This is a genomic window from Qipengyuania intermedia, assembly GCF_019711615.1.
In the GTDB taxonomy this organism is placed as follows: Bacteria; Pseudomonadota; Alphaproteobacteria; order Sphingomonadales; family Sphingomonadaceae; genus Qipengyuania; species Qipengyuania intermedia.
The window spans coordinates 329,398-354,081 of sequence record NZ_JAIGNS010000002.1 but is presented as its reverse complement, the minus strand read 5'-3'; the positions used below and the strand labels follow the sequence as shown (position 1 = coordinate 354,081).

19 protein-coding genes are annotated in these 24,684 nt (G+C 62.1%); 7 read left to right on the top strand and 12 right to left on the bottom strand.

The window, feature by feature from the left end:
- The first annotated feature begins 7 nt into the window (after window positions 1–7).
- The 6 genes from K3179_RS08065 to K3179_RS08040 are packed head-to-tail and all read left to right on the top strand — an operon-like array spanning window position 8 to window position 9,507.
- A complete protein-coding gene (locus K3179_RS08065; RefSeq protein WP_009824001.1) occupies window positions 8–1,504 on the top strand; it encodes an efflux RND transporter periplasmic adaptor subunit in 1,497 nt (498 codons plus the stop codon).
- A complete protein-coding gene (locus tag K3179_RS08060) occupies window positions 1,501–4,668 on the top strand; it encodes an efflux RND transporter permease subunit (protein WP_221563797.1) in 3,168 nt (1,055 codons plus the stop codon). The genes K3179_RS08065 and K3179_RS08060 overlap by 4 nt, the downstream gene beginning before the upstream one ends.
- Window positions 4,647–5,033, top strand: a complete 387-nt coding sequence (locus K3179_RS08055) for a copper-binding protein (RefSeq protein WP_345722420.1) — start codon at window positions 4,647–4,649, stop codon at window positions 5,031–5,033. Before K3179_RS08060 ends, K3179_RS08055 begins: the two co-directional genes overlap by 22 nt.
- Before the next feature lie 58 nt (window positions 5,034–5,091).
- Window positions 5,092–6,633: a multicopper oxidase family protein gene (locus K3179_RS08050; protein ID WP_221563795.1), complete on the top strand. Its 1,542-nt coding sequence runs from the start codon at window positions 5,092–5,094 to the stop codon at window positions 6,631–6,633.
- Window positions 6,634–6,646: 13 nt separating this feature from the next.
- Window positions 6,647–8,986, top strand: a complete 2,340-nt coding sequence (locus K3179_RS08045) for a heavy metal translocating P-type ATPase (RefSeq protein WP_221563793.1) — start codon at window positions 6,647–6,649, stop codon at window positions 8,984–8,986.
- 44 nt (window positions 8,987–9,030) lie between these two features.
- Window positions 9,031–9,507: a hypothetical protein gene (locus K3179_RS08040; protein ID WP_221563791.1), complete on the top strand. Its 477-nt coding sequence runs from the start codon at window positions 9,031–9,033 to the stop codon at window positions 9,505–9,507.
- Window positions 9,508–9,524: 17 nt separating this feature from the next.
- Here the strand turns inward: K3179_RS08040 and K3179_RS08035 are convergent, their stop codons facing one another.
- Entirely contained in the window at window positions 9,525–11,477 is a 1,953-nt protein-coding gene (locus tag K3179_RS08035) for a cytochrome c/FTR1 family iron permease (RefSeq protein WP_054522849.1), read from the bottom strand.
- 96 nt (window positions 11,478–11,573) lie between these two features.
- Window positions 11,574–12,191, bottom strand: a complete 618-nt coding sequence (locus K3179_RS08030; protein ID WP_010240550.1) for a cation efflux transmembrane domain-containing protein — start codon at window positions 12,189–12,191, stop codon at window positions 11,574–11,576.
- 75 nt (window positions 12,192–12,266) lie between these two features.
- Here K3179_RS08030 and K3179_RS08025 point away from each other — a divergent pair, with 75 nt between their 5' ends.
- On the top strand, window positions 12,267–12,665 hold the full coding sequence (locus tag K3179_RS08025; RefSeq protein WP_060703638.1) for a MerR family transcriptional regulator: 399 nt from the start codon (window positions 12,267–12,269) through the stop codon (window positions 12,663–12,665).
- Between the two features lie 137 nt (window positions 12,666–12,802).
- On the opposite strand, the gene K3179_RS08020 is transcribed toward K3179_RS08025, so the two are convergent.
- The 10 genes from K3179_RS08020 to dmeF all read right to left on the bottom strand — a co-directional run bounded on the left by K3179_RS08020 (window position 12,803) and on the right by dmeF (window position 24,678).
- The gene (locus tag K3179_RS08020) at window positions 12,803–14,197 is read right to left on the bottom strand and encodes an aldehyde dehydrogenase family protein (RefSeq protein ID WP_221543374.1); all 1,395 of its coding nucleotides are present in this window, start codon (window positions 14,195–14,197) and stop codon (window positions 12,803–12,805) included.
- Entirely contained in the window at window positions 14,194–15,834 is a 1,641-nt protein-coding gene (locus tag K3179_RS08015) for an acetolactate synthase large subunit (RefSeq protein ID WP_221543373.1), read from the bottom strand. Before K3179_RS08015 ends, K3179_RS08020 begins: the two co-directional genes overlap by 4 nt.
- 91 nt (window positions 15,835–15,925) lie before the next feature.
- Window positions 15,926–16,414 carry a cation diffusion facilitator family transporter gene (locus K3179_RS08010; protein WP_263435099.1) on the bottom strand — a complete coding sequence of 163 codons (489 nt, stop codon included), beginning with the start codon at window positions 16,412–16,414 and terminating at the stop codon, window positions 15,926–15,928.
- A gap of 15 nt (window positions 16,415–16,429) precedes the next feature.
- Window positions 16,430–17,059, bottom strand: a complete 630-nt coding sequence (locus K3179_RS08005) for a cation diffusion facilitator family transporter (protein ID WP_008603820.1) — start codon at window positions 17,057–17,059, stop codon at window positions 16,430–16,432.
- Entirely contained in the window at window positions 17,056–17,427 is a 372-nt protein-coding gene (locus tag K3179_RS08000) for a SpoIIAA family protein (protein ID WP_046904065.1), read from the bottom strand. Before K3179_RS08000 ends, K3179_RS08005 begins: the two co-directional genes overlap by 4 nt.
- A gap of 22 nt (window positions 17,428–17,449) precedes the next feature.
- Complete coding sequence (locus tag K3179_RS07995) at window positions 17,450–20,713, bottom strand: efflux RND transporter permease subunit (protein WP_221565451.1); 3,264 nt, start codon at window positions 20,711–20,713, stop codon at window positions 17,450–17,452.
- A gap of 37 nt (window positions 20,714–20,750) precedes the next feature.
- Entirely contained in the window at window positions 20,751–21,899 is a 1,149-nt protein-coding gene (locus tag K3179_RS07990) for an efflux RND transporter periplasmic adaptor subunit (RefSeq protein WP_221563789.1), read from the bottom strand.
- A gap of 11 nt (window positions 21,900–21,910) precedes the next feature.
- On the bottom strand, window positions 21,911–23,164 hold the full coding sequence (locus K3179_RS07985; RefSeq protein WP_119595029.1) for a TolC family protein: 1,254 nt from the start codon (window positions 23,162–23,164) through the stop codon (window positions 21,911–21,913).
- A gap of 63 nt (window positions 23,165–23,227) precedes the next feature.
- Complete coding sequence (locus K3179_RS07980; protein ID WP_221563787.1) at window positions 23,228–23,602, bottom strand: hypothetical protein; 375 nt, start codon at window positions 23,600–23,602, stop codon at window positions 23,228–23,230.
- Between the two features lie 122 nt (window positions 23,603–23,724).
- Window positions 23,725–24,678, bottom strand: a complete 954-nt coding sequence (dmeF, locus tag K3179_RS07975; protein ID WP_119595027.1) for a CDF family Co(II)/Ni(II) efflux transporter DmeF — start codon at window positions 24,676–24,678, stop codon at window positions 23,725–23,727.
- Window positions 24,679–24,684 lie beyond the last annotated feature (6 nt).

Sequence of the window (24,684 nt, the reverse complement as noted above, 5' to 3'; positions counted from 1 at the left end):
ACCCGCAATGGGAGCCGCGTGGGACAGGCTGTCGCCGCGCCAGAAATCCTGGATGATGGCAGGCACGGTCGCGCTCATCAGTCTTGCCGCCGGCTATGGTCTCTCGCAGCTCGGCGAAGGCCAAGGTGGTGCAAGCGACGCGGGCGGCAGTGCGACCGAATGCGAGGAGGTCCTTTACTGGTACGACCCGATGGTGCCGGGGCAGCACTTCGACGAGCCGGGCAAGTCGCCCTTCATGGATATGCAGCTGGTGCCCAAGTGCGCGGGCGAGGAGGCCACTGCAGGCGTCAGGATAGATCCCGGCCTGGTGCAGAATTTCGGCATCCGCACCACTGAAGCCGAGTACGGCGTCCTCGAGCCGGAAATAACCGTCACAGGCGTTCTGGCCTACAATGAACGCGACGTCGCGATCGTCCAGCCACGTGCCGGAGGCTATGTACAAAGAACCTACGGCCGCGCGCCCGACGATGTCGTTGGACGGGGCGCGCCGCTCGCGGATATCCTGGTTCCCGAATGGGGCGGAGCGCAGCAGGAGTATCTGGCCGTCCTGAACAGCGGTGATGAAGAACTTGCGCAGGCCATGCGCGAACGCATGCGCCTTTTGGGCATGCCTCCAGGCCTGATCTCATCGGTAGGGCGCAATGGACGTCCGCAGTCCACGATCACCGTTACCGCGCCGATTGGAGGTGCCATCACATCGCTCGGCGTGCGTCCGGGAATGACAGTCATGGCCGGACAGACGCTCGCCGAGATAACCGGTTTCTCACCGATCTGGCTCGAAGCCGCGGTGCCTGAAAGGCAGGCGGCGACTGTCCGCGTCGGGCAACCTGTCAGCGCGACGCTGACCGCATTCCCCGAGGAACGCTTCTCCGGGCCCATCATCGCTATCCTGCCGAGCGCGCAGGATGCAAGCCGTACGATCACCGTTCGTGCGCAACTGCCCAATGCATCCGGGCGCCTCAAGCCGGGCATGTTCGCACAGGTCTCGCTGACCCCGGACACACGCCGCGCGCTGCTGGTACCGTCCGAAGCGGTTATCAGGACCGGACGTCGAACCATCGTGATGGTGAAGCAGGACGAGGGCGGTTTCATGCCCGCCGAGGTCCGGATCGGCCGCGAAGCGGGTGGAAGGACCGAAGTGCTGGCCGGTCTGTCGGCAGGCGACCAGGTCGTGACATCGGGTCAGTTCCTGCTCGATTCCGAAGCAAGCCTCACCGGACTGGACGTCCGTCCGATAGATCAGGCAGATGACGCTTCCACCGGCGGCGAGGACGCACCAGCGACCTTCGGTGCCACCGGCACGATCCAGTCGATCGCCAATGGTTCGGTGACGCTGCGGCATGGTCCTGTGCCCCGGCTCGATTGGCCCGCGATGACCATGACCTTCCGCACGAAGAGCGCGGCGCAAATGCGCGGGCTCGAGACGGGAGACAGGGTGCGCTTCACCTTCACCCAGCAGGATGCAGGCCCCCGGATCGAGTCTATCACGAGGGCCGGACAATGATTGCTCGGATAATCGATGCCTCGATCGCCAACCGCCTGTTTATCGTTCTCGCCGCCGTCGCGGTAACGCTGGCCGGTTTCTGGGCGGTGCGCACGACGCCGGTCGACGCGTTGCCCGATCTGTCCGATGTGCAGGTTGTGGTCCGGTCAAACTATCCGGGTCAGGCCCCCCGGATCGTCGAGGAACAGGTCACCTATCCCCTGGCAACGACCATGCTCTCGGTGCCGGGGGCGAAAACCGTCCGTGGCTATTCGATGTTCGGTGACAGCTATGTCTATATCATCTTCGAGGACGGTACCGACCTCTACTGGGCACGCTCGCGCGTGCTCGAATATCTCAACCAGGTGCAGAACCGCCTGCCCGATGGCGTCACGAGCACGCTTGGGCCCGATGCAACCGGTGTGGGGTGGATCTACGAATATGCGCTCGTCGACCGGACCGGCGGGCACGACCTTGCCGGACTGCGCAGCCTGCAGGACTGGTTCCTGCGCTACGAGCTCAAGACGATTCCCGGCATTGCCGAGGTCGCCAGCGTCGGCGGAATGGTCAAGCAATACCAGGTCGTGCTGGAACCTTACCGGATGGCATCGCTCGGCGTGACTCACGCCGAGATCGTGAGCGCAATCCAGGCCGCCAACCAGGAAGCGGGCGGCTCGATCGTCGAGATGGGCGAAGCCGAATATATGGTGCGTGCCTCGGGCTATCTCGGCGACCTCGAGGATTTTCGGCAGATTCCACTACGCACTGCGAGCGGCGGCATTCCGGTCACGCTTGGCGACGTAGCGACAATCCAGGTAGGCCCCGAGCTGCGCCGTGGCATCGCCGAGCTCAATGGCGAAGGCGAGGTTGCCGGGGGCATCATCGTTCTGCGCCAGGGCGCGGATGCGCGAAGCGCGATCCAAGCCGTGGAACTCAGACTCGACGACTTGCAGGCAAGCCTTCCCGAAGGCGTCGAGATCGTCACGACCTACGATCGCTCTCAGCTCATCGATGCGTCTATAGAGAACCTCACCACGAAGCTCATCGAAGAGTTTATCGTCGTGGCGCTCGTATGCGCGCTGTTCCTCTGGCACGCGCGTTCGGCACTTGTCGCCATCATCACCCTGCCTTTGGGCGTGCTCGCGGCCTTCATCGTGATGCGCATCCAGGGCGTCAATGCCAACATCATGTCGCTGGGTGGAATAGCCATCGCGGTCGGTGCGATGGTCGATGCCGCCGTCGTCATGATTGAGAACGCGCACAAGCATCTCGAGCGATGGGAACACGAGAATCCCGATACCGCGCTCGCGGTGAAGGAACGCTGGCGGATCATCGCCGATGCATCGAAGGAAGTGGGACCGGCGTTGTTCTTCAGTCTGCTGATCATTACGCTGTCGTTCCTACCGGTCTTCACCCTGCAGGCGCAGGAAGGGCGGTTGTTCGCTCCGCTCGCTTTCACCAAGACCTATGCCATGGCGGCCGCGGCCATTCTGTCGGTAACGCTGGTGCCGGTAATGATGGGATGGCTGATCCGTGGGAAGATCCCTTCGGAGGATTCCAATTTTCTCAACCGCTGGCTGACGAAAATCTATCGTCCGGGGCTCGACTGGGTCATGCGGCGCCCAAAGGCAACGCTGGTGATCGCGGCGCTGATCTTCCTGACCACCGCGATCCCCTTCACCCGGCTTGGCGGCGAGTTCCTCCCGCCGCTCGATGAAGGCGATTTGCTTTATATGCCGAGCGCGCTGCCCGGCCTTTCCCCCGGCGAGGCTTCGGCGCTGCTGCAGCGCACCGATCGCCTGATCAAGTCGGTCCCCGAGGTGGAAACGGTGTTCGGCAAGGCGGGGCGCGCCGATACAGCGACGGATCCGGCTCCCCTGACGATGTTCGAAACGACGATCCGCTTCAAGCCGCGCGAGGAGTGGCGCGAGGGAATGACGCCCGATCTGCTGGTCGAGGAACTTGACCGGGTCGTTCAGGTGCCGGGCCTCGCCAATGTCTGGGTGCCGCCGATCCGCAACCGGATCGACATGCTCGCGACCGGGATCAAGAGCCCGATCGGGGTCAAGGTTTCAGGCGACGATCTCGATCAACTCGAACGCGTTGCACTCGATGTGGAGCGTATCGCCAAGACCGTGCCTGGCGTGAGTTCCGCCCTGGCGGAGCGCCTGTCGGGCGGTCGCTATGTCGATGTCGATATCGACCGGATGGCGGCCGCGCGATACGGGCTCAACATTGCCGACATCCAGCAGATCGTCTCTGGTGCAGTTGGCGGTGCCAATGTCGCACGGACCGTCGAGGGGCTGGCGCGCTATCCGATCAATGTGCGCTATCCCCGCGAAATCAGGGACAGCGTCGAGGAACTCAGGGCCTTGCCGGTTCTGACGCCGTCCGGCCAACAGATCACGCTTGGCACTGTCGCCCGTATCGCCGTCAGCGACGGTCCGCCCATGCTCAAGAGCGAACAGGGCCGACTGACCAGCTACATCTACGTCGACGTCCGGGGCCGCGATCTTACTTCGGTGGTCGCCGATCTGCAGGAGGTCGTCGCCGCGGGTGTCGATCTTCCTGCCGGCGTCAGCCTGTCCTATGCGGGCCAGTTCGAATATCTGACGCGCGCCTATGAGCGACTGAAGGTCGTGGTTCCCGCGACGCTTGCGATCATTTTCCTGCTGCTCTATCTCATTTTCCGGCGCTGGGACGAAGCCTTGCTGATCATGGGCACGCTGCCCTTCGCGCTGACGGGCGGATACTGGTTGCTCTATCTGATGGGCTACAACCAGTCGGTGGCGACTGCGGTCGGTTTCATCGCGCTTGCCGGCGTCTCCGCCGAATTCGGCGTAGTGATGCTGATTTACCTGAAAGCCGCACTGGAGCGGCGACGCGGTGATCTGAGCGCCGAAGAAGTAGACGAGGCCATCCGGGAAGGCGCGCTCCTGCGCGTGCGGCCCAAGGCGATGACCGTCGCAGTCATCCTTGCGGGTCTCTTTCCGATCCTGATCGGCACCGGCGCGGGCTCGGAAGTCATGAGCCGCATCGCCGCGCCGATGGTTGGCGGCATGATCACCGCCCCGCTCCTGTCCATGTTCCTGCTTCCCGCCGCCTATCTGTTGTTGCGGCGCCCCCGTCCGGAAAAACCGGCCAACCCTCAAGGAGAAGAAGAGTGCGTACCCCAACCTACATGATCCTGCTCGCGGCACCGCTGGCGCTTGCAGCCTGCGACGCTGCAGACGACAGCTCAGAGACCATGATGTCAGACGACATGGCGAACTCGGACAGCATGCCCATGTCAGGCGAAATGCCGATGGCGGAGGAGACCGGCGGCGAGCAGAGCGCCAGCGCGGAGGGAACGGTTACAGCCATCGATCCCGAGGCGGGCACGGTGACCATCGAGCATGGTCCGGTCGAAAGTATCGGATGGCCCGCGATGACCATGACCTTCGAAGCCGACGCGCAAATCCTCGAACAGGTCAGTGTCGGTGAGGGAATAGCCTTTGAATTTCGTACTGGAACCGAAGGCAGCGTCGTTACCTCGGTAACGCCGCGATAGGACGGTGGGTGGGAGGCGCTCGGTTGCGCCGGTGCCTCCCACGCAAAAACAGGTGAATATGCCAGGTATCGACAGGCCCGACTTTAAGGATCGCCGCGACTTCATCAAGAGCGCCGGCCTCGCGGCGACGGGTTTCGCCGCGCTGCCGCTGCTGGGTTGCGGTACGCAAAGCAGGATGTCGCTCGATCAGGGAGGCGAAAGCAATCCTCTTGCCATACCTCGGCTACAAGCAGGAACGATCGAACGGGGCGAGCGTGTCTTTCGCCTGTCCCTGACACCGGGCGAGAAAGAATTCGTGCCCGGCACGGCGTCACCGACGATCGGTATCGACGCATCCTATCTCGGCCCGACCCTCGAAATGCGCCGCGGCGAACAGGTTCGCTTTCACATCGACAACAAGCTTGCCGAAGATGCGACCGTTCACTGGCATGGTTTCGAACTTCCCGCCACAGCGGATGGCGGGCCGCACCAGCTCATACGGCCCGGTGAGCGCTGGAGCCCGTCCTTTGAAATACGCCAGCGCGCTTCGTTATACTGGTATCATTCGCATCTGCATCGCCGGGCCGGACCACAGGTCTATGCCGGACTTGCTGCCCCGATCTACGTGCGCGACGAGGAAGAGGATCGCCTCGATCTGCCGAGCCGGTACGGTGTAGATGACATACCGCTCGTCGTGCAGGATCGCGTGATCGACGGCGCGGGTCGCCTTGTTTACCCGCTCGATATGCACTCGCGGATGATGGGGGTGATGGGTGAGCGCATCTATGTGAACGGAACGGCCAATGCCGTTTTCGAGGCCGCCGCCGGTCCGCTGCGCCTGCGGCTTCTCAATGGATCGAATGCGCGGTTCTACACCTTCTCGCTCGAAGGTGATCGTCCGATGCAACTCATCGCAAGCGATGGCGGCCTGCTTGCCGCGCCAAGCGAGGTTCGCAGTCTTACCCTTGCCCCAGGCGAACGCGCACAAGTGATCGTCGATCTTTCCGAAGGGCGCCCGCTCCGGCTGATTGCCAGCAGCCCTGCTAACGCCATGGGCATGATGGGCGGGCAAGGCGGGGGTATGATGGGCGGCGGAATGATGGGAAACCGGGCCGATCGCGAGAGGCAGGGGCGCACGTTTTCGATCCTCGATATGCGCCCCTCAGGCGCGTCAACTCCAGTAATGCTCCCGCCCACTCTGGCCGCGCTTGCTGCGCCAGACCCCTCACTCGCCGTTAGCAGCCGCCGTTTCGTGCTCGATATGGGCATGATGGGCCGGGGCATGTCGATTAACGGCGAAACCATGGACATGGACGTCATCAATCAGCGCGTACCGGTGGGTCAGTGGGAAATATGGGAAATCGCCAACGCATCGATGATGGCCCATCCCTTTCATATTCATAACGTGCAGTTCCGCTTGCTCGACCGGGACGGTCGGCCTCCGCGGGCGGAAGAGGCGGGCTTCAAGGACACCGTAATCGTCAACCCGCGTGAACAGGTCAGGCTGCTGTTGCGGTTCGAAGAAAATACCGATCCCGACACTCCCTACATGTATCACTGCCATATCCTCGAGCACGAGGACGCAGGCATGATGGGGCAGTTCGTGGTGATGGCCAATTAGGGGAGAACGACAGATGAGCGATGGGCACAATGCAATCGAGGGTATGGCGACCGACCCCGTTTGCGGAATGAGCGTGAAGATGGACGGCGCCCGCTTCGTCGATCGACACGAGGGTGGCGACCATTACTTCTGCTCCTCGCGCTGCCTCGACAAGTTCCGCGCGGATCCGGAGATGTATCTTTCGAAGGCGCACCTCGATGCTGTCGAGGATGTCCCGGAAGGTACGATATACACCTGTCCGATGCATCCGGAGATCCGGCAGCCGAGGCCGGGCTCTTGCCCGATATGCGGGATGGCCCTCGAACCCGAAACGGTCACTCTGAACGAGGGCCCCGATCCCGAACTCGTCGACATGCGGCGAAGGTTCTGGTGGAGCGCGCTCTTCACGCTGCCGCTCTTCGCCTATGCGATGGGCGACATGATCCCGTCGCGACCGTTCGATCAGGTCATCGAACCCGCTATCGCGCAGTGGCTGCAGCTCCTGCTGGCAACTCCGGTGGTGCTTTGGGGCGGCTGGCCCTTCTTCACCCGCGCGCTGCAATCGGTCCGGACCATGAACCTCAACATGTTCACCCTGATCGGCTTCGGCGTCGCCATCGCCTATCTGTTCAGCCTTGTGGCAACCCTCGCCCCGGACATCTTTCCCGAGGCATTCCGCGATCATGCGGGCCGGGTCGGCGTCTATTACGAGGCCGCAGCGGTTATCACGACCCTCGTGCTGCTCGGGCAGGTGCTCGAGCTCAAGGCGCGCGGATCGACATCGAGCGCCTTGCGAGCGCTTCTCGAACTCGCACCCCCGACCGCGATGAAGATCTTCGGTCGCGGGGACGAGCGCGAAGTACCGCTCGATGAATTGACGTCGGGGGACCTGCTGCGCGTGCGTCCGGGCGACAAGGTCCCCGTCGATGGCACGCTCGAGGATGGAAGCAGTGCCATCGACGAATCCATGATCAGTGGCGAACCCATTCCCGTCAAGAAAAGCGCGGGCGATCCCGTGATCGGGGGCACCGTAAACCAGACCGGCAGCTTCACCATGCGCGCGACGCAGGTCGGCGCGGACACCATGCTCTCGAAGATCGTGCAGATGGTCGCGGAGGCCCAGCGCAGCCGGGCACCGATCCAGCGGCTCGCCGACCAGGTCACCGGATGGTTCGTACCCATCGTCGTCCTTGTCGCTATCGTGAGTTTTGTCGTCTGGGCCATCTGGGGACCGGCACCGGCCCTTGCCTACGCGCTCGTCAACGCGGTCGCCGTTCTGATCATCGCGTGTCCCTGCGCGCTCGGACTGGCGACGCCGATGTCGATCATGACCGGTACCGGCAAGGGCGCGCAGCACGGGATCCTGATCAAGAACGCCGAAGCGCTCGAAACGCTGGAAAAGATCGATACGCTGGTCGTCGACAAGACCGGAACGCTGACCCGGGGCAAGCCTGATCTTGTCGACGTAAAACCGCAGCCAAATTTCGACGAGCAGGAATTGCTGAGCCTTGTCGCTGCCGTTGAGAGAGGAAGCGAGCATCCGCTCGCCCACGCGATCGTGGAAGGGGCTCAAAACAGGGGCGCTGCCATTCTCGACGCTTCCGATATCGAATCCGTGACCGGCGAAGGTATCCAGGCAAATGTCGACAAGCGCCTGGTCGCGATCGGGAATGAAAAGATGATGGAGCGTATAGGGGCGCTCGAAGAAGGCTGGCGGTCAACGGCGGACGAAGGCCGAAGCCTCGGACAGACGGTGATGTTCGTGGCCGTGGACGGGGCACCGGCAGGCCTTATCGCGGTCGCCGATCCGATCAAGGCAACCAGCCGCACCGCTATTGCCGCGTTGCATGAGCGCGGCATCAAGATCGTGATGCTTACCGGCGACAGCGAAGCCACCGCGCGTGCGGTAGCAAGCCAGGTCGGTATCGACGAAGTCGAAGCGAATGTCTCGCCCGAGGACAAACATCGCAAGATCGAGCAGTTGAAGAGCGAGGGTCGCCGGGTCGCTATGGCCGGCGACGGCATAAACGACGCACCCGCGCTTGCCGCTTCGCATGTCGGCATCGCGATGGGAACGGGTACCGATGTCGCGATCGAAAGCGCGGGCGTGACATTGGTGCGCGGCGACCTCGTCGGCGTTGTTCAGGCGCTCGTCCTGTCTCGGGCCACTATGCGCAACATCAGGCAGAACCTGTTCTTTGCCTTTGCGTATAATGCGCTCGGAATTCCGGTCGCTGCAGGTGTCCTCTATCCATGGACCGGGTTGCTTTTGAACCCGATGATCGCGGCCGCAGCGATGAGCCTGTCTTCGGTATCGGTGATCGGCAACGCCCTGCGCCTGCGCGGCCTCGCTCTTCCCAAATTCGATACCTGAGCGGTGAGGGCGGGACGGAGATGGCGCGAGTAACGGATAAGACGATGCAGGATCAAAACCCAATCTCTGAGAAATCGCGCGAATGGCGCGGTGCTCATCCAGCCCTCTGGATCGCGATATTCGGAATTCTCATCGCTTTCGCCTGGGAGATGCTCCAGCTTCCTTTCTACCAGTCGGGAGGTCTGTCGCCTGCCGAGGCAGCACGTCGCTGCGGCCTGGCCTCGTTCGGCGATGCCGGGATCATGGTGGCCGCTTATCTCGGCGCCTCTGTCGGCAGTGGTAAAACGCCGTGGCTCGTAGACTGGCCGATCTCGCGTTTTGTCGTGTTCCTGGGAATCGGCCTGGCCATTACTGCCATGGTCGAAGTGCTGGCTGTCGGTGCCGACTGGGGGTGGTCCTATAGTGCAATCATGCCGCTTGTGCCCGGAACCAAAATCGGTCTCATACCGATCGCGATGTGGGTCGCGGTTCCCACAGCCTCCTTGTGGCTCGCGCGCCGTCTCGGCACCGGACCCCGCTGATCGCAAACCGGGATCACCTATCCCTCGACAGCTGCCGGCTGCGGTCCCGATGGTGATCGACTTATCCGAAATCCGGCAATCAGAGCGAGCAGCGTGAGCAATTGCGCGCCGATCGTCTCGACAGTCGGGAAGAAGCCGAGTTCGGCGAGGCGCGGCAAGCCGGCAATGAAAGTGGCGGAAAGAACTCCGGCCTCCTGGAAAGCGCCCACGCCCTTGCCCGCGAGAATGACCGCAAGGATCGCAATCAGGATAGCACTATAGCGGAAGAACTGGGTGATCGGCAGTTTGCGGCTGTAGCGCAGCATAACCCATGCGATGAACGCTAGCAGCGCGACTGCGGACAAGGCACCTGCCAATATGATGCCGCTGCTCTGCGGGTTCCACAGGGCAGCGTAGAACAGAATAGTCTCGAACGCTTCCCGGTAGACGACCACGAATGCAAGACCAAAGAGAAACCATGCCGATCCGCGCGAAAGCGCCTTGCCCATTTTTTCCTGGATATAGCGCCGCCACTCCTCGGCCTGGGATTTGCCGTGCATCCAGATCCCGACCGATACGAGAATGACAGCCGCAAGCAGCGCGCCGATCCCTTCGGTCATCTCGCGGCTCGCCCCGCTGATGCTTACGAAGTAGGTTGCTACGACCCAGGTGGCGACACCTGCGAAAAGAGCAGCGATCCACCCACCATGGATATAGGGCAATACCTCGGAGCGCTGCGACTTTTTCACAAAGGCGATCATGGCGATCACAACCAGAATTGCTTCGATCCCCTCGCGCAGGAGAATGGTGAACGCCCCGAGAAAGGTCGAGATTTCGCTGGCCGCCTCAGGAGCCAACGCTTCCTCGGCTCTTGCCAGCAGACTATCGATGCGAGCCCTTAGTTGCTGTAGTTCGGATGGATTCGCACCGGACTCTATTCCGGCCCGGAATTGCCCGAGCGCCTGTTCTACCTCCCGCATCAAACCGCCATCGCGCGTTGCCAGGAGGGCCTCCAGGGGTTCAAACCCGTCGAGATAGGCAGACAGGGCAAGCTGCCGCGCTTCCTCTCGGTTGCCAGCCCGATAAGCTGACAGGCTGCGATCGAGCGTATCGCGAACGAAGGCGAGCGAACCTGCGTCATTTGCCTGTCCCACCGCATCGGGATTGGCGCGAAGATAGGCCATGACGGCGAGCGCACGGTCCTCGCCGATCTGCTCGGCCAGACTTTCCGGTGTGAGCGCGGCGAGCGTCTCGAGATCGGGGACAAGCTGGCGTATGCCATCATCTTCCCGCCAAATACGCTCGCCCTTGGCCACATCTTCAAAAGCAATGCTGCCGGCATGGAATGCAAGCGCCCAGCGATCTTCGTCGGACAGCGATGCGAAGCTGGCCATGGACGTTCCTTCCAGCCCTTGCGTGATGACCTGGTAAAGCCCGAACGCACTGCGCTGCCGCGCCCGGTCGATATCGGTGAAGTCGATCGGCGGGGGATCAAGTGCCTGCATTGCGGCCGGTGGCGCACTTCCGGCGGCGCCGTGACACGAGGCGCAGTTCTGCGCGAAGAGAGTGCGGGCGCGGTCAAGGTCGGGCGCTTGCGAAGGGGCAAGCGGAACCGGGTAGGCTGTCAGCAACGAGGCTGCCAGCGCGCGCGCTAAGCGCCCAACTCGCTCGGCGGGTTCCTTATTGGCGATCAGAGCTCGCAGCTGGTCCGATCGGCGGATGAGTGCTTGATTGTCTTTAGTATCCGGCAATGCAGCGATCTGCCGCGCCACGACATCGGAAAACTCCACCATTTCGCGATATTCGAATTCGTCGGCAACACGTCCCTCGGAAACGGCGGAGGCGTAGTCGACCGCGATATAATCGAGCAGACGCCAGGTGGTTCGCACGTCGGGTTCTTCCGCGTTCGCGGTGACGGACAGACACAGCGCAAGCGCCAGCAGAATGAGCCGCAGTGCCGGATGGACGGTGGCGGAGACGATGCGATGCATGAGGGGTCTCTATATCTGTTGCAATTAATTCGCAATAGCAGGGTGTAGACGGAAATGTATTTCCTCCAACCCCCGATCGCGGGGATATTCTGGAGTTTAGGTAGAGCGCAGTTCGCCACGGGCCTGTTTGGAGACTTCGGCACTTCCCCACACCGCCAGTCCTGCCATGATGCTCGCCACAACCAGATCGGGCCACGCACGGCCGGTGCCGAAAACGCCAATCGCTGCCGCCAGCACGGCGATATTACCGATCGCGTCGTTGCGCGAACAGATCCACACCGAGCGCATGTTCGCATCGCCCGAGCGATACCGGAACAGCATCGCGGCGACGGCGAGATTTACCGCCAGAGCAAGAGAACCGATGGCGCCCATCGTTCCCGGGTCGGGCGACGCCCCGACAAAGAAACCCCAGATGGCCGAGCCGAGCACCCACAGGCCGAAAGCCAGCATGGTCGCCGCCTTTACGAGAGCCGCACGCGCGCGCCAGACGAGCGCCATCCCCGCTACACCGAGACTGATAGCATAGTTTGCCGCATCACCGAGAAAGTCGAGCGCGTCGGCCTGCAAGGCGCGCGAATCCGCAGCAATGCCTGCCACGATCTCCACGCCGAACATGATTGCATTAAGGCCCAGTGCGATCCACAGAATGCGCCGCCATGTCGGATCGTTGTTGTTTGCACCGGCCTCATCGGGGCCGCAGCAGGTCTTTCCCATTTACTCGACTCCTTGCGTCGATCCGCCCTATGCACCTTGTAGTAACTACAAGGTCAAGCGGCAGGAGCCTTTGTCATGAGAATTGGTCAACTTGCCCGGATAACCGGCGTCAAATCCGAAACAATCCGCTTCTACGAGCGTGAGGGTATCCTCGCTGCCCCTCCACGCACGCGGGCCAATTATCGCGATTATGGACCAGCAGAGGAAGCGCGCCTTAACTTCATACGGCGCGCGCGTGATCTCGGCTTCTCCATGGCACGCATCAGGGAATTGCTCGATCTCTCCGATGATGCCGACCGGTCCTGCGCGGGCATCGACGCTCTGGCCAGAAGCCATCTCGGCGAGGTCGAGCGCAAGATCGCGAGCCTGGAGGCGTTGCGGACGGAACTTGGGCGTATGATCGCTGCCTGCGAGCAAGACACTGTAGGCGATTGCCGCATCATCGATGCACTTGCGGGTACCGCCGAGCCTTGATGTCCGCGCCTCGTGCGCCAGTTCGGTCAGGCTCGCCAATGCACGGCTTTTGTCGGCCGCCCATAAGAGACTTAACTTCGGGAAAGGCCGACGAGTGCGAAGCTGCCCGTGTCGCCATCCCGGGTCTGTCGAACGGGCTATGATGCCGCCGCAGGCCAGTTCCAGACGGCCATTTTTTCAATGCTCATATCCGCCATAGTGTAGGGGATCCCGCCGACGCCAAGCCCGGAGCGGCGCAGCCCTGCAAAAGGCATCCAGTCCACGCGGAATGCCGTATGGTCGTTCACCATCACAGCCGATCCCGCCAGAGACTGTATGCAATGATTGGCGATTGACAGCCGATCGCTGAATACAGCGGCCTGAAAGGCGTAAGGCAGGGCATTGGCCTGCTCGATAGCCAGGTCGATATCGTCATAGCCATACACGCAGATCACGGGGCCGAAGATTTCTTCCTGGGATACCTTGGCACTTTCGGGAGGATCGACAATGACGGTCGGGGAGAAAAGAGTGTCACCCAGTCGGCTTCCCCCGCAGACCAGGGTGCCGCCTGCTGCAATGGCTTCATCGACCCAGCGTTCGACGCGGTCGACTTCCTCCGTTCGGATCAGGGGTCCGCATTGGGTTTCGGCATCGGCGGGATCGCCCACGACCAGCTTTTCGGCAGCTCGCCCTAGGTCATTGGCGAAGTCTTTCAATTCTGCAGCAGGGACGAATACGCGCTGCACGGAAACGCAGACCTGACCCGAATGATAGAACCCGCCTTTGAGCAACGAGGCGATCACTGCTGCGCGCTCCACGCCGCTGTCCACGATTACCGGCGCCGCGCCGCCGTGCTCGAGAGCAATGCGGGTTCCCGGCGCCAGCTTCGAGCGAAGCATCCAGCCGATCTTCGCAGAACCGATGAATGAGAAGAACGCCGTGCGCGGATCGGTTACCATTCTTTCGGCAATATCGTTGCCGCAAGGTGCGAACCGGCACCAGGCCTCGGGCAGGCCGGCTTCATGAAGAATGCTCACGAAGCTCTGGCATGACAGAGGCGTTTCCAGCGCAGGCTTGATGAGAACGGGGCACCCGGCTGCTACCGCCGGTCCAACCTGATGGACGATCAGGTTGAGCGGGTGATTGAATGCCGAGATCGCCACGACAGGACCGATCGGCTCGCGGAAGGTATATGCCGTCCTTCCCGCACCCGCTTCTGTCAGGTCCATGGGGATCTCGTGACCGCCGCCATCGCTGAGCGCCTGAACGCATAAGTCGACGCTGTTGATCGCGCGACCGGCTTCCACGCGCGCATCGACCAGCGGTTTGCCGCCCTCCCTGACGATCTGGAGAGCCAGATCCTCGGCTCGTTCGCGCATGATATCCGCAGCCCGCCGGAGGATGGCGACACGCTCGTGCACGGCAAGCCAGCCATGGCGGTCGCGGTGGAGCAACTGCGCTTCACTCAGCCATTCATCGATTTGAGGCCAGTCGACAAGCGGCACTTCTGCAACCGGCTCGCGGTCGAACGGATTGTGAACGATCGTCTTCATAGCTCGCACACCTTTGCGCCGAGTTCGTCGATCAGCACCTTCTTGTTTTCGGAGTAGTCGACGGGCAGATCGACAAGGTGCACGCCGCCCGCCTCGAATGCGGCGTTCAGGACCGCCACAAGATCTGCGCTCCGCTCGACCCGGTGACCGGTCGCTCCATAGCTTTGTGCGTAGGTGACGAAGTCGGGATTGGAAAAGGTTAGGCCGTAGTCCGGAAAGCCGAGCTGGTCCTGCTTCCAGCGGATCATGCCGTATGCTGCATCGTTCAGGACGAGTACGACGAGGTTCAGGCCCAGCCTGACGGCCGTTTCCAGTTCCTGCGAGTTCATCATGAACCCGCCATCGCCGCATACCGCGAGCACTCTGCGCCCCGGCGACAGCATCGCCGCCATCATGGCCGATGGAAGGCCTGCGCCCATCGTCGCCAATGCATTGTCGAGAAGGATGGTACCCGGTTCATTCGCAATGTAGTTTCTGGCGAACCAGATCTTGTAGACACCGTTGTCGAGCGCAACGATATCATCGCGCGCCATTACGCTGCGTACGTCGGCAACCACGCGCTGGGGGACCATCGGAAAACGTTCGTCATCGCTGGTCTCGGAAATGTGCGAAGCAATCTCGTGGTGCAGCACAGTGTAATAGCTGCGATCGCACTGCAGCTTGCCATCCAGACGGTTTCCCAGCCGCTCGACCGATCCGGCGATGTCGCCGATGACCTCGAGCTGCGGGAAGTAGACCTGATCGACTTCGGCTGCCTTGTAATTGATATGGATGACGGTCTGCCCGCCCGGCTCCATGAAGAAGGGCGGCTTCTCCACCACGTCGTGACCGATATTGACGATCAGATCGGCCTTTTCGATTGCGCAGTGAACATAATCGCCCGACGATAGCGCCGCGGTGCCCAGATAGAGCTCGCTATCTTCATCGACCACGCCTTTGCCCATCTGGGTGTCAAAGAAGGGAAAGCCCGTATCGGATACGAATTTGCGCAACGCCTTCGAAGCGCGGCGGCGGTTCGCTCCGGCTCCGATCAGTAGCAGAGGTCTCTGTGCAGCGAGGATACGTCTCGCTGCCTCATCTAGAGCGGCGTCACCCGCTACGGCATAGCGCCTGTCATGCGGCGGTATGACAGGTTCGACCGTTTGCTCTTCAGCAATGTCTTCGGGCAGCTCGAGCAGCACAGCGCCCGGCCTTTCTTCCTGCGCCAGGCGAAATCCCTCGCGAACGAGCGACGGGATGCGGTTGCCGTTCACAATCTGGGTCGATGCCTTGCACAGCGGGGTGAACAGGGAAACGACGTCGACAATCTGGAACTGGGCCTGTTTCGAGGTCTTGATCGGTTTCTGCCCGGTAATGATCACGAGCGGGAAGGCTCCGAGCGCGGCATAGGCCGCCGGTGTGGTCAGGTTCGTGGCACCTGGCCCGAGTGTTGCCAGGCACACACCTGCCTTGCCGGTCAGGCGGCCATAAGTTGCCGCCATGAAGCCAGCGCCCTGTTCGTGACGGGCCAGAACCAGCGTGATGGTGGAAGTTCGCAGCGATTCCAGAAGATCCAGGTTCTCTTCGCCTGGAACGGCGAAAACATACTCGACACCCTCTGCCTCGAGCGCGGCGACCATAAGATCGGAAGCTTTCATTCGTCGGTCCTCATTTACGAGTTGCAGGGCGGTTCATGCCGTGCGCTACCAAACTGCTTGCTTGCAGCGGCCGACCTGATCGCCGCGCTTGTCAATGGTCGTGATCATGGTCTTGGCATTGGTTCTTTTCGACCTGATGGCCCGGGACCATAACCGGATCACAGTTGGCAGCGAGGCAGGCTTCGAACGTTGCATGGGTGATGGCGTGCCGCGTCTCGAGCATACCGCGAGCCCGCGCCTTCACATCCTCGAAAGCCTGCAACGAAGATTCGGCAGGAACGACATGCGCCTCAAGCGCGCGATAATGCTCGCTGATGCTCCAGACTTGGACGTGATGGACGTCGGCCACGCCTTCTGCGTCACGCAGGTCGCTCACAATGCGATCGAACTCGCTTTCGTCCGGCACCGCGCCCATCAAGAGACGCACCGTGCGAGGCAACAAAGTAACGCCCTGCCAGATCACAAAGTCACCAATGACCACCGTGATGGTCAGATCGGCGATATAAAGTTCGTATCGCAGAATGAGCACGCCAGCCACGATCACACCGGCCGAAGCCAGCGCATCGGACACATTGTGCAGGAAGATCGAATAGGGTCAATTCCTCTTCTCGCCGTGTTTGGTTCCCGCATCGTCGTGGCTATCCATGTGAGCGTCGCGCAGAATCTCGATGCCGCCATAGAGAGCGATGCAAGCTACCGCGATGCCCACAACGAGGTCGGGCCAGTTGGTTCCGGTCAGCATCACAATGATGCCGGCGATAATGATCCCGCCATTAGAGATAAAGTCGTTGAAGCTGAAGGTGGTCGCCGCCCGCATATTGACGTCCTTGTTCTCCATCTTCTGCAGCAGGCGCAGGCAATAGAGATTGACCATCCCCGCGATGAACGCCATCGCCATCATCAATATCCCGCCCGGATCGGACCCTTCCACAAACCGTCGGTAAGCATCGAAGATAACCCCAGCAGAGAAGATCAGCAGCATGATGCCGGAAAAACGTGCGGCCCCGCGTTTCCAGGTCCGTGAGCGGGTCAGCGCGAGCAGGCTGAGCGCATAAACGATGGCATCGGATGAATTATCGAGGCCGTTCGCCAACAGCGCATTAGAATCGGCAAAATACCCGACCGCGAAAAAGCCGATCGCGATGGCCACGTTAAGCCACAGGACAACCCACAGGGTCTTGCGCTTTTCAGGCGACCCGACATCGACCTCATGTCCGCCACTCATGCTGCGTCCTCCTCGGTTTGTACCCAGCTTTCCGCATGACTACGCTGTGTTGGCCGGAAGAACTTCATTTCGGTGCGGAAGAGTGAGGATGACAATTTCGTGCCCCACTCTTCCCATTCGCTGTCGCCGATTATGGCGATCCGGCCGAAACAATCCTTATGCCGGATGTCGAACTTGAGATCGCGCCAGAGACCTCCGAAGTTCCAACCCGAAAAGTCAGGCGCGAGCTCGATCACCATCGGGACGGTACCGGCCTCGCGCTCTGCGATATGTTCGAATTGGGGAACAAAGCGGTCATAGGCTTCATCCCCCTGCCTGCCTCCGGCACGTATCCAGAGCAGTCCGTTCTTTTCCTTCAGTGCCAGCACCGTATTCTCCTTTCCCGATCGGTCATGTGATGTCCTTCAGCTCGCGCTGCTCATCGCTTGTCACATTGCGCCGCAGCCTGTCCCACCAACGCTGTCGCCAGGTCCGGTCATCTTCTCTGGTCCCGAAAACCAGCTTCAAGATTGCGGGCAAGACGAAAAGGGTCAGCGCGGTGGCGGTGATCAACCCTCCAATGACGACTGTCGCCAAGGGACGTTGCACTTCCGCGCCGGTCCCGGTCGCAATGGCCATCGGCACGAAGCCGAGCGATGCAACGAGCGCGGTCATGAGAACCGGCCTTAGGCGCGCCAATCCACCATCGACGATGGCGTCATCGAGCGCCATGCCCCTGTCGAGCCGCTGACGGATCGCAGTCACCATCACGAGGCCATTCAAGGTCGCCACACCCGACAGGGCGATAAAGCCTACCGCCGCAGATACCGAGAATGGCATCCCGCGTAGAGCCAAGGAGAAAATCCCGCCTGCCAGGGCCAACGGGATCGCGCTGAATACGGCGAGCGCCGGCACCCAGCCCCCAACCGCCATGTAAAGCAGCAAGAGAATGACCGCGAAAGCGATAGGAATGACTATCTGAAGTCTTTCCTGGGCAGCCTGGAGGTTCTGGTATTGACCGCCCCACTCGATAAACGCGGCAGCGGGCAGTTCGACCTGCGCCGCAACCCTTTCCTGGGCCTCTTCTACAAAAGACCCGAGGTCGCGTTCTCGCACGTTGGACGAAACGATCACCAGTCTGCGTCCCTGTTCCCGGCGAACCTCCGCGAGACCATCCACCACACGGAACTCGGCAACCGAGCGTAGCGGTATGGTTGCCCCGTTCGGGAGCAGCACCGGCAAAGCACCGAGCTGGTCGAAATCGTCGCGGGTCGCGTCCGACAACCGCACAACCACATCGAAGCGGCGATCGCCTTCGAAAACGAGGCCCGCAGGCCGACCGCCCAGTGCGATCGCCACCGATTGCGCAACGTCTTCGACCTTCAGCCCGTAACGCGCAATCGCTGGCCGATCGAAGGCAATATCGAGGGTGGGGAACCCGGTCACTTGCTGGACCTTGACGTCCGCGGCGCCGTCGACATTGCGCAGCACGCCCGCAACCTCGTTCGCCGCCGAGGTCATGGCGCTGAGATCGTCTCCGTAGATCTTGACGGCAACATCTCCGCGAACGCCTGCGATCAATTCGTTGAACCGCAATTCGATCGGTTGGCTGAACTCGTAAAGGTTGCCGACGAGACTGCTGAGGACGCTCTCCATTTGCGCGACCAACTCGTCCTTGGCGAGGTCGGGATCGGGCCATTCCTCACGGGGTTTGAGGATCACGTACGCATCGGAAGCGTTCGGCGGCATCGGGTCACTGGCCACTTCCGCCGTGCCCGTCCGCGAAAAGACAAGCTCGACTTGCGGAAATTGCTCGAGCCGGTCCTCTACCCGCCTTTGCATCGCGAGCGAACGTTCGAGCGATGTCGAAGGAATACGCAGCGATTGCACGGCGATGTCGCGCTCGTCCAATTGCGGTGTGAACTCGCTCCCGAGGAAGCTGAACACGAAGGCCGCAAAGGCGAAGATGCCGACGCCCATGCCGATGACCGGCCAGGGGCGGGTGATCGCCTTGCGGACCAGCGGTCCGTATCGCTCCTTGGCGATCCGGATCGGCTTGACCTCCTTTTCCGTCAGCTTCTTGTTGAGCAGGATGGCGATCATTGCCGGGACGAAGGTCAGCGACAACACGAACGCCGAGGCGAGCGCGAGCATGACCGTGATCGCCATGGGTGAAAAGGTTTTGCCTTCGACGCCGGTAAAGGTGAGAAGCGGTGCGAAGACGAGAAGAATGATCGCCTGGCCGTACACGGTTGGCTTGATCATTTCCTGCGCGGCAAGCCGCGTTTCCGTCAACCTCTCACCAAGTGTAAGAAGTCGGCCCTCGTGTTCCTGTCGAGCCGCGAGCCTCGCGACGCTGTTCTCGACGATGATGACGGCACCATCGACGATCAGGCCGAAGTCCAGCGCACCCAGGCTCATGAGATTGCCCGAAACGCCGAGCCGGTTCATTCCGATCGATGCCATCAGCATGGAAAAGGGGATGACCAGCGCCGCGATGATCGCTGCCCGGATGTTGCCCAGCAGCAAGAACAGGATCGCAATGACCAGAAGCGCGCCCTCGACAAGGTTCTTCTCGACGGTCGCGATCGTCGCATCGACCAGGGAAGACCGGTTGTAGACGATCTCCGCGACAATTCCTTCCGGCAGGGAGCTGCGGACTTCCTCAAGCCGTTCGGCCGCCTGGGCCGAAACGGTGCGGCTATTCTCGCCCGCGCGCATGAGCACGGTGCCCACGACCGCTTCATCGCCATTCAGCGACGCCGCGCCAGTTCGAAGGTCACCGCCGATGCTGACCGTGGCGATGTCCCCTACGCGAATAGGCACTCCCTCGCGGGTGGAAACGACCGCCTGCTCGATATCCTCGACGCTGCCGAGGCGCGCATCGACCCGGGCGAGGAGGGCTTCACCGGCCCGTTCGACGAAATTGGCCCCTTCGGCGAGATTGGCCGCTTCCAGCGCGTCGATCACCTCGTCGAACGACAAACCGTAACCGGTCAATCGTGCGGGATCGGGTTGGACGAGATATTGCTTTTCGAAGCCGCCGATGGAGTCGACACCTGCCACACCGTCGACCGACCGCATGAGCGGTGCAACCACCCAGTCCTGAATGGTTCGCAGATAGGCAGCCTTGGCAACATCGCTGTCGAGCCGGTCGCCACGTTCGGTCACGAAGCTCCCGTCGGACTGCCATCCGACCGCTCCGCCCCGCGGCGCTTCCTTGCCGTCAGGATATTCGTACTCGATGGTATACATGAGCACTTCGCCCAAGCCGGTCGAGATGGGTCCCATCACCGGTTCGGCACCCTCGGGCAGCGAAGCGCTTATGGGCGTCAGCCGTTCGTTGACCTGCTGACGCGCGAAATAGATGTCGGTCCCTTCCTCGAAAATCGCGGTCACCTGGCTGAACCCGTTGCGCGATATCGAGCGTGTCATTTCCAGACCCTCGATGCCAGCAAGCCCGGTTTCGACAGGATAGGTGACCTGCGTCTCGACTTGCGAGGGCGAAAGGGCTGGTGCCTCGGTGTTGATCTGCACCTGTACGTTGGTGATATCGGGCACAGCATCGATGGGCAGGCGGAGCAAATTCACCACGCCAAAGATTGCCACACCGAGGGTCAGCACGACCATCGCCCAGCGAAAGCGCACGGCGACGTCGAGGATCATGCCGATCAGGCCATGGCGGTGGGGGCGATCCGCGTCCTGCATGTGATCAGTGTCCATGCTCGGCCTCCTCCTTCTCGAGTTCAGCCTTCAGCAAGAAGGCGTTGGCGGTGGCTATCCGCCAATTTGCTTCGAGACCGGACTCGATGACCACCCGTCCTCCCGAACGCGCACCAGTGACCACTCGACGGGCTTGAAACCCGCGGCGCGTGCGAACGAAGACCACCTCTGCGCCATCGATTGTCTGGACGGCACTTTCCGGCACCGACATGCGGCCGGTATCGACCTCACCCGAGGGGCGGATACGTGCCTGCAAGAACGCACCGGGTTGCAGGCCGGGGATCGGCCTTGCCAGCGACAGGACCGCCGTAGCGCTGCGGCTTTCGGGATCGAGCGAGGGAGTGACGGATCGCACGCGCGCACCCACTTCCCGGTTGTCCGCGATTTCCAGCGTGGCCTCGTCGCCAGGCTGGATGCGGCTTGCTTCAGCCGACGGGAGGGCAACCTCGACCTGCATGCCGCTCGGGTTCACGACCTGGTAGAGTTCTTCTCCGGCCTCGACGAAGGACCCGAGAACGATAGGCGCCGAGGTCACTCGGCCCGCGAGCGGGCTCGTAACCGCGAGGGAGCGCCCGTCGCCGCTAACACCCGCCGCCGAGACTGCCGCTTGGGCACGCGCAAGTTCCGATTGAGCAACCTGCAGATTGGCTCGGGCGGCCTCGAGATCCTGCCGCGCGGTGACATTGGCTTCGAAAAGGCGGCGCTCTCGATCGTAGGCAGCAGACAATTCGTTGACCCGCGCGCCCGCTGCGCTGAGTTGCGCCGCAAGAGCAGCGGCGTCGGCGCTCTCGATGCGGGCAATCGTCTCTCCCTGCCTCACGTAATCACCCAGCGTTTTGCCGACACTGCGGACTACGCCCGCTGCGCGGGCATCGATGCGGGCACTTGCCGTCGGGCTTGCCGCGACGGTGGCCGGAAAGACCAGCTCGACCGCCGATCCCTGACCGACGGTTTCGACCTCTATCTGGGACGCTTCGATTTGTTCGGCGCCAAGCAGGACAAGCCCTTCGGGAAGCTCGGCCTCCTCGCTCGTTTCCTCAATGTGCTGGTCGGCACTGCCACTTGGCCACAGCATAAACACTGCAGCGGCGATTGAAACGATCACGCCGATAAAAACGGCCAGACGTCTACGGTTCATTTGGAAATACCTCATTGTGCGCCGAGCCAGATCAGCGTCGCCGCCAGGCGGCCACGATCTTCCTGGGCTTGAATCAATGCTTCACGGATGGTGTCGCGCGCTTCGGCCGCAGCCAGAACTTCGATCAGCGGAAATCTGCCGTTGCGGTAGCCAATCCGAACGAGGCGCAAGGCTTCCTCGGCTTGGGGCAAGGACGTCTCCGCGAGGGTCTCGACCCGCGCTTCGGCTGCCAGAAATTGTCCGCGAGCCTGCGTGACTTCGAGTTCGAAATCGGTGCGGGCAATCGCCTCCCGTGCCGTCGCGGCGCGAAGCCGCGCCTCGGCAGCAGCGATGTTTCCTTGGTTGCGATTACTGAACGGAAACGGGATCGAAACGCCTACGAGGAACGCCTGGTCTCTGCTTTCCTCGAACCGTCGGACACCGGCGGATATCGCCGGATCCGGAATGCCTAAAGAGCGTTCCCGGGCGATCGCGGCATCTGCAGCCTCGCGTTCGGCACGGGCGATCTGGAGACGTAAGGCCGAAGGCGAGGCGAGCAGCGTTGCCGGAGGTTCGATCTCGGGGAACACCGAAGGCACGTCCGCAGCAGGTGCTGCCTCGCCCCAAAGCGCGGCCAGCGCATTCCTCGCCGCACTGTCGGCAGCCAGGGCCGCTTCAAGCTCCGCGAGCGCCTCCGCAAGTGCCGCTTCGGCACGAAGCGAACGCAAGGGAGGCTCCCGCCCGACATCGACCAGTACCCCTGCGATCCTGGCAAGCTCGCGGTTGCGCTCGACTATGTCCCGCGCGAGTTCCAATCGGGCTGCCGCAGCGACGGCTTCCACATAGCGCTCGCGCACCGATCGCCCGAGCTGAGCAACCGAGAGCGCTCCTGAAAGGGTCGCGACGCGCGCCTCCGCCTGGGCGGCGCGGACGCGCGCTCCTCGTTTGCCGCCCAATTCGAGCCGCTGGCTCAGGGACAAAGTGTACTCGGTGGCCTGCAATCCCGAAAATGCGCCGCTTCCGGCAATGTTTTCGGCTTCGAAAGCAATTTCGGGGTTGGGCCGCAGCCGCGCCTGGTCGACCAGGGCCCGCGCCGCGTCGGCTTCGGCCCGCGGTCCGATCAGGCGCGGATTTTCTGGGGGCTCATCTGCGCTGTCGACGATGCCCGCACGAGCGAGCGCAGCTTCGAGCGTCAGAAGCTCACGCTCCTGCGCCGCCACGGTCGTGGCTTGAGCGGCGAGGAACAGCCCTCCAAGGAGGACCCCTCGCCAATGAATGGCTGACATTTTTCGAAAATTCCTCTGCTGACGATCCGAACTGCGCTGCGGCATGCAGCGCGGTGACGGTCGTCAGGCGCGAGGGGGGCGCTTCAGTCGCTCGGTAATGTCGGAAGCGAGCGCTTCGGCGGGAGGCGCATCGGGAACCACGACCAAGTGAGGGACCGAATCCTTCTGCACGGTGCCGGCAAAGCTCGCCCCGTGATGGCAATGGCCGTGTCCACACACGCCGTGTTGCTCGGCCGGCGCATCCGGATCGCCCGGCACTTCGTCGGCGGCTGCGGATAACGCAGAAGCGCTATCGAGCGAAGCCAGAACGGGCGTGCTTCCGGGCGCCACTTCGGCACCGCAAGCAGCAGCATCCGCCGCCGTCACGAACACCATCGCGACCAGCATGAGCAGGACGACGAAAGGGTGCAGGACAAGGCGACGATAGCTTGTAGTCATGGATTCCAACGGCTCCTAGCAAACCGCATCAAGATTGCAAATCCCGTAACACGATGAAGTATAAGTCTTTGTTACAGTATAACATTCCTCGAATACTGTTTCGGTCTTTAAGAACGGCGCGATCAGGCCGCGCGAAGCTCGGGATGCGGATGCTCGCAGCGATGAACTTCGATCGTGACGTGCACATATTCTGCATGCTCTGAAAGTCGGCTGGCATAATTGTCGGGCGCGAGCGGATCATCGGCGATGAGCGAGGCGATGACTGCATACTTGCCGGGACCGATCCGCCAGATGTGCAGATCGCCGATCGCGGCGTCCCGGTCCTCGAGCGCCTCGCGCACCTCTGTGTACCGTTGAGAGGCCGCTTCGGCGTCGACAAGCACGGCAGCGGTATCGCGCAGCAGTGACCATGACCAGCGCCCGATCACGAATGCACCCACCAGCCCCATTGCCGCGTCCATCCATGCCCAGCCGAGGTACATGCCGGCGAGAAGGGCCACGATAGCCAGGACCGAGGTCAGGGCATCGGCAAGCACGTGGAAATAGGCGGAGCGCAGATTGTTGTCGGCATGCGCATGGTCGTGGTGATGATGATGGTCGTGATCATGGCCATGGTGATGATCGGCACCAAGCAGCCAGGCACTCGCGAGGTTCACCACGAGGCCGAGCACGGCGATCCAGATCGCCTCGGTATAGGCAATCGTGAGCGGACTGACGAACCTTTGGGCCGATTCAACCGCGATCCCGATGGCGAAGATGGCGAGGACAAGCGCGCTCGCGAAGCCGGCCAGGTCGCCTACCTTGCCGGTACCGAATGTGAAACGCGGGTTGTTCGCATGGCGCCTGGCAAACCAGTAGGCGAAGGCCGCGACGCCCAAGGCACCTGCATGGGTCGCCATGTGGATACCATCGGCGAGAAGTGCCATCGATCCGGTCCACAGGCCAGCGACGATTTCGACCACCATCATCGCGGCGGTCAAGGCAACGACATAACGCGTGCGCCGCTCATGGGCGTCGTGCGAGGCGCTCAGGAAGTTGTGATCATGGGCGAGCGGATTGGAGTCGGCGTGATGCATGCGAGG

Bases quoted from the DNA above. Each gene is read 5' to 3' on its own strand.
- K3179_RS08035 (WP_054522849.1), bottom strand. From the start codon at position 11,477: ATGCATCGCATCGTCTCCGCCACCGTCCATCCGGCACTGCGGCTCATT.
- K3179_RS07985 (WP_119595029.1), bottom strand. From the start codon at position 23,164: ATGTCAGCCATTCATTGGCGAGGGGTCCTCCTTGGAGGGCTGTTCCTC.
- K3179_RS08050 (WP_221563795.1), top strand. From the start codon at position 5,092: ATGCCAGGTATCGACAGGCCCGACTTTAAGGATCGCCGCGACTTCATC.
- K3179_RS08025 (WP_060703638.1), top strand. From the start codon at position 12,267: ATGAGAATTGGTCAACTTGCCCGGATAACCGGCGTCAAATCCGAAACA.
- K3179_RS08015 (WP_221543373.1), bottom strand. From the start codon at position 15,834: ATGAAAGCTTCCGATCTTATGGTCGCCGCGCTCGAGGCAGAGGGTGTC.
- K3179_RS07990 (WP_221563789.1), bottom strand. From the start codon at position 21,899: ATGAACCGTAGACGTCTGGCCGTTTTTATCGGCGTGATCGTTTCAATC.
- K3179_RS08005 (WP_008603820.1), bottom strand. From the start codon at position 17,059: ATGAGTGGCGGACATGAGGTCGATGTCGGGTCGCCTGAAAAGCGCAAG.
- K3179_RS08065 (WP_009824001.1), top strand. From the start codon at position 8: ATGGGAGCCGCGTGGGACAGGCTGTCGCCGCGCCAGAAATCCTGGATG.
- K3179_RS08040 (WP_221563791.1), top strand. From the start codon at position 9,031: ATGCAGGATCAAAACCCAATCTCTGAGAAATCGCGCGAATGGCGCGGT.
- K3179_RS08045 (WP_221563793.1), top strand. From the start codon at position 6,647: ATGAGCGATGGGCACAATGCAATCGAGGGTATGGCGACCGACCCCGTT.
- K3179_RS07980 (WP_221563787.1), bottom strand. From the start codon at position 23,602: ATGACTACAAGCTATCGTCGCCTTGTCCTGCACCCTTTCGTCGTCCTG.
- K3179_RS08020 (WP_221543374.1), bottom strand. From the start codon at position 14,197: ATGAAGACGATCGTTCACAATCCGTTCGACCGCGAGCCGGTTGCAGAA.
- K3179_RS08060 (WP_221563797.1), top strand. From the start codon at position 1,501: ATGATTGCTCGGATAATCGATGCCTCGATCGCCAACCGCCTGTTTATC.
- dmeF (WP_119595027.1), bottom strand. From the start codon at position 24,678: ATGCATCACGCCGACTCCAATCCGCTCGCCCATGATCACAACTTCCTG.
- K3179_RS08030 (WP_010240550.1), bottom strand. From the start codon at position 12,191: ATGGGAAAGACCTGCTGCGGCCCCGATGAGGCCGGTGCAAACAACAAC.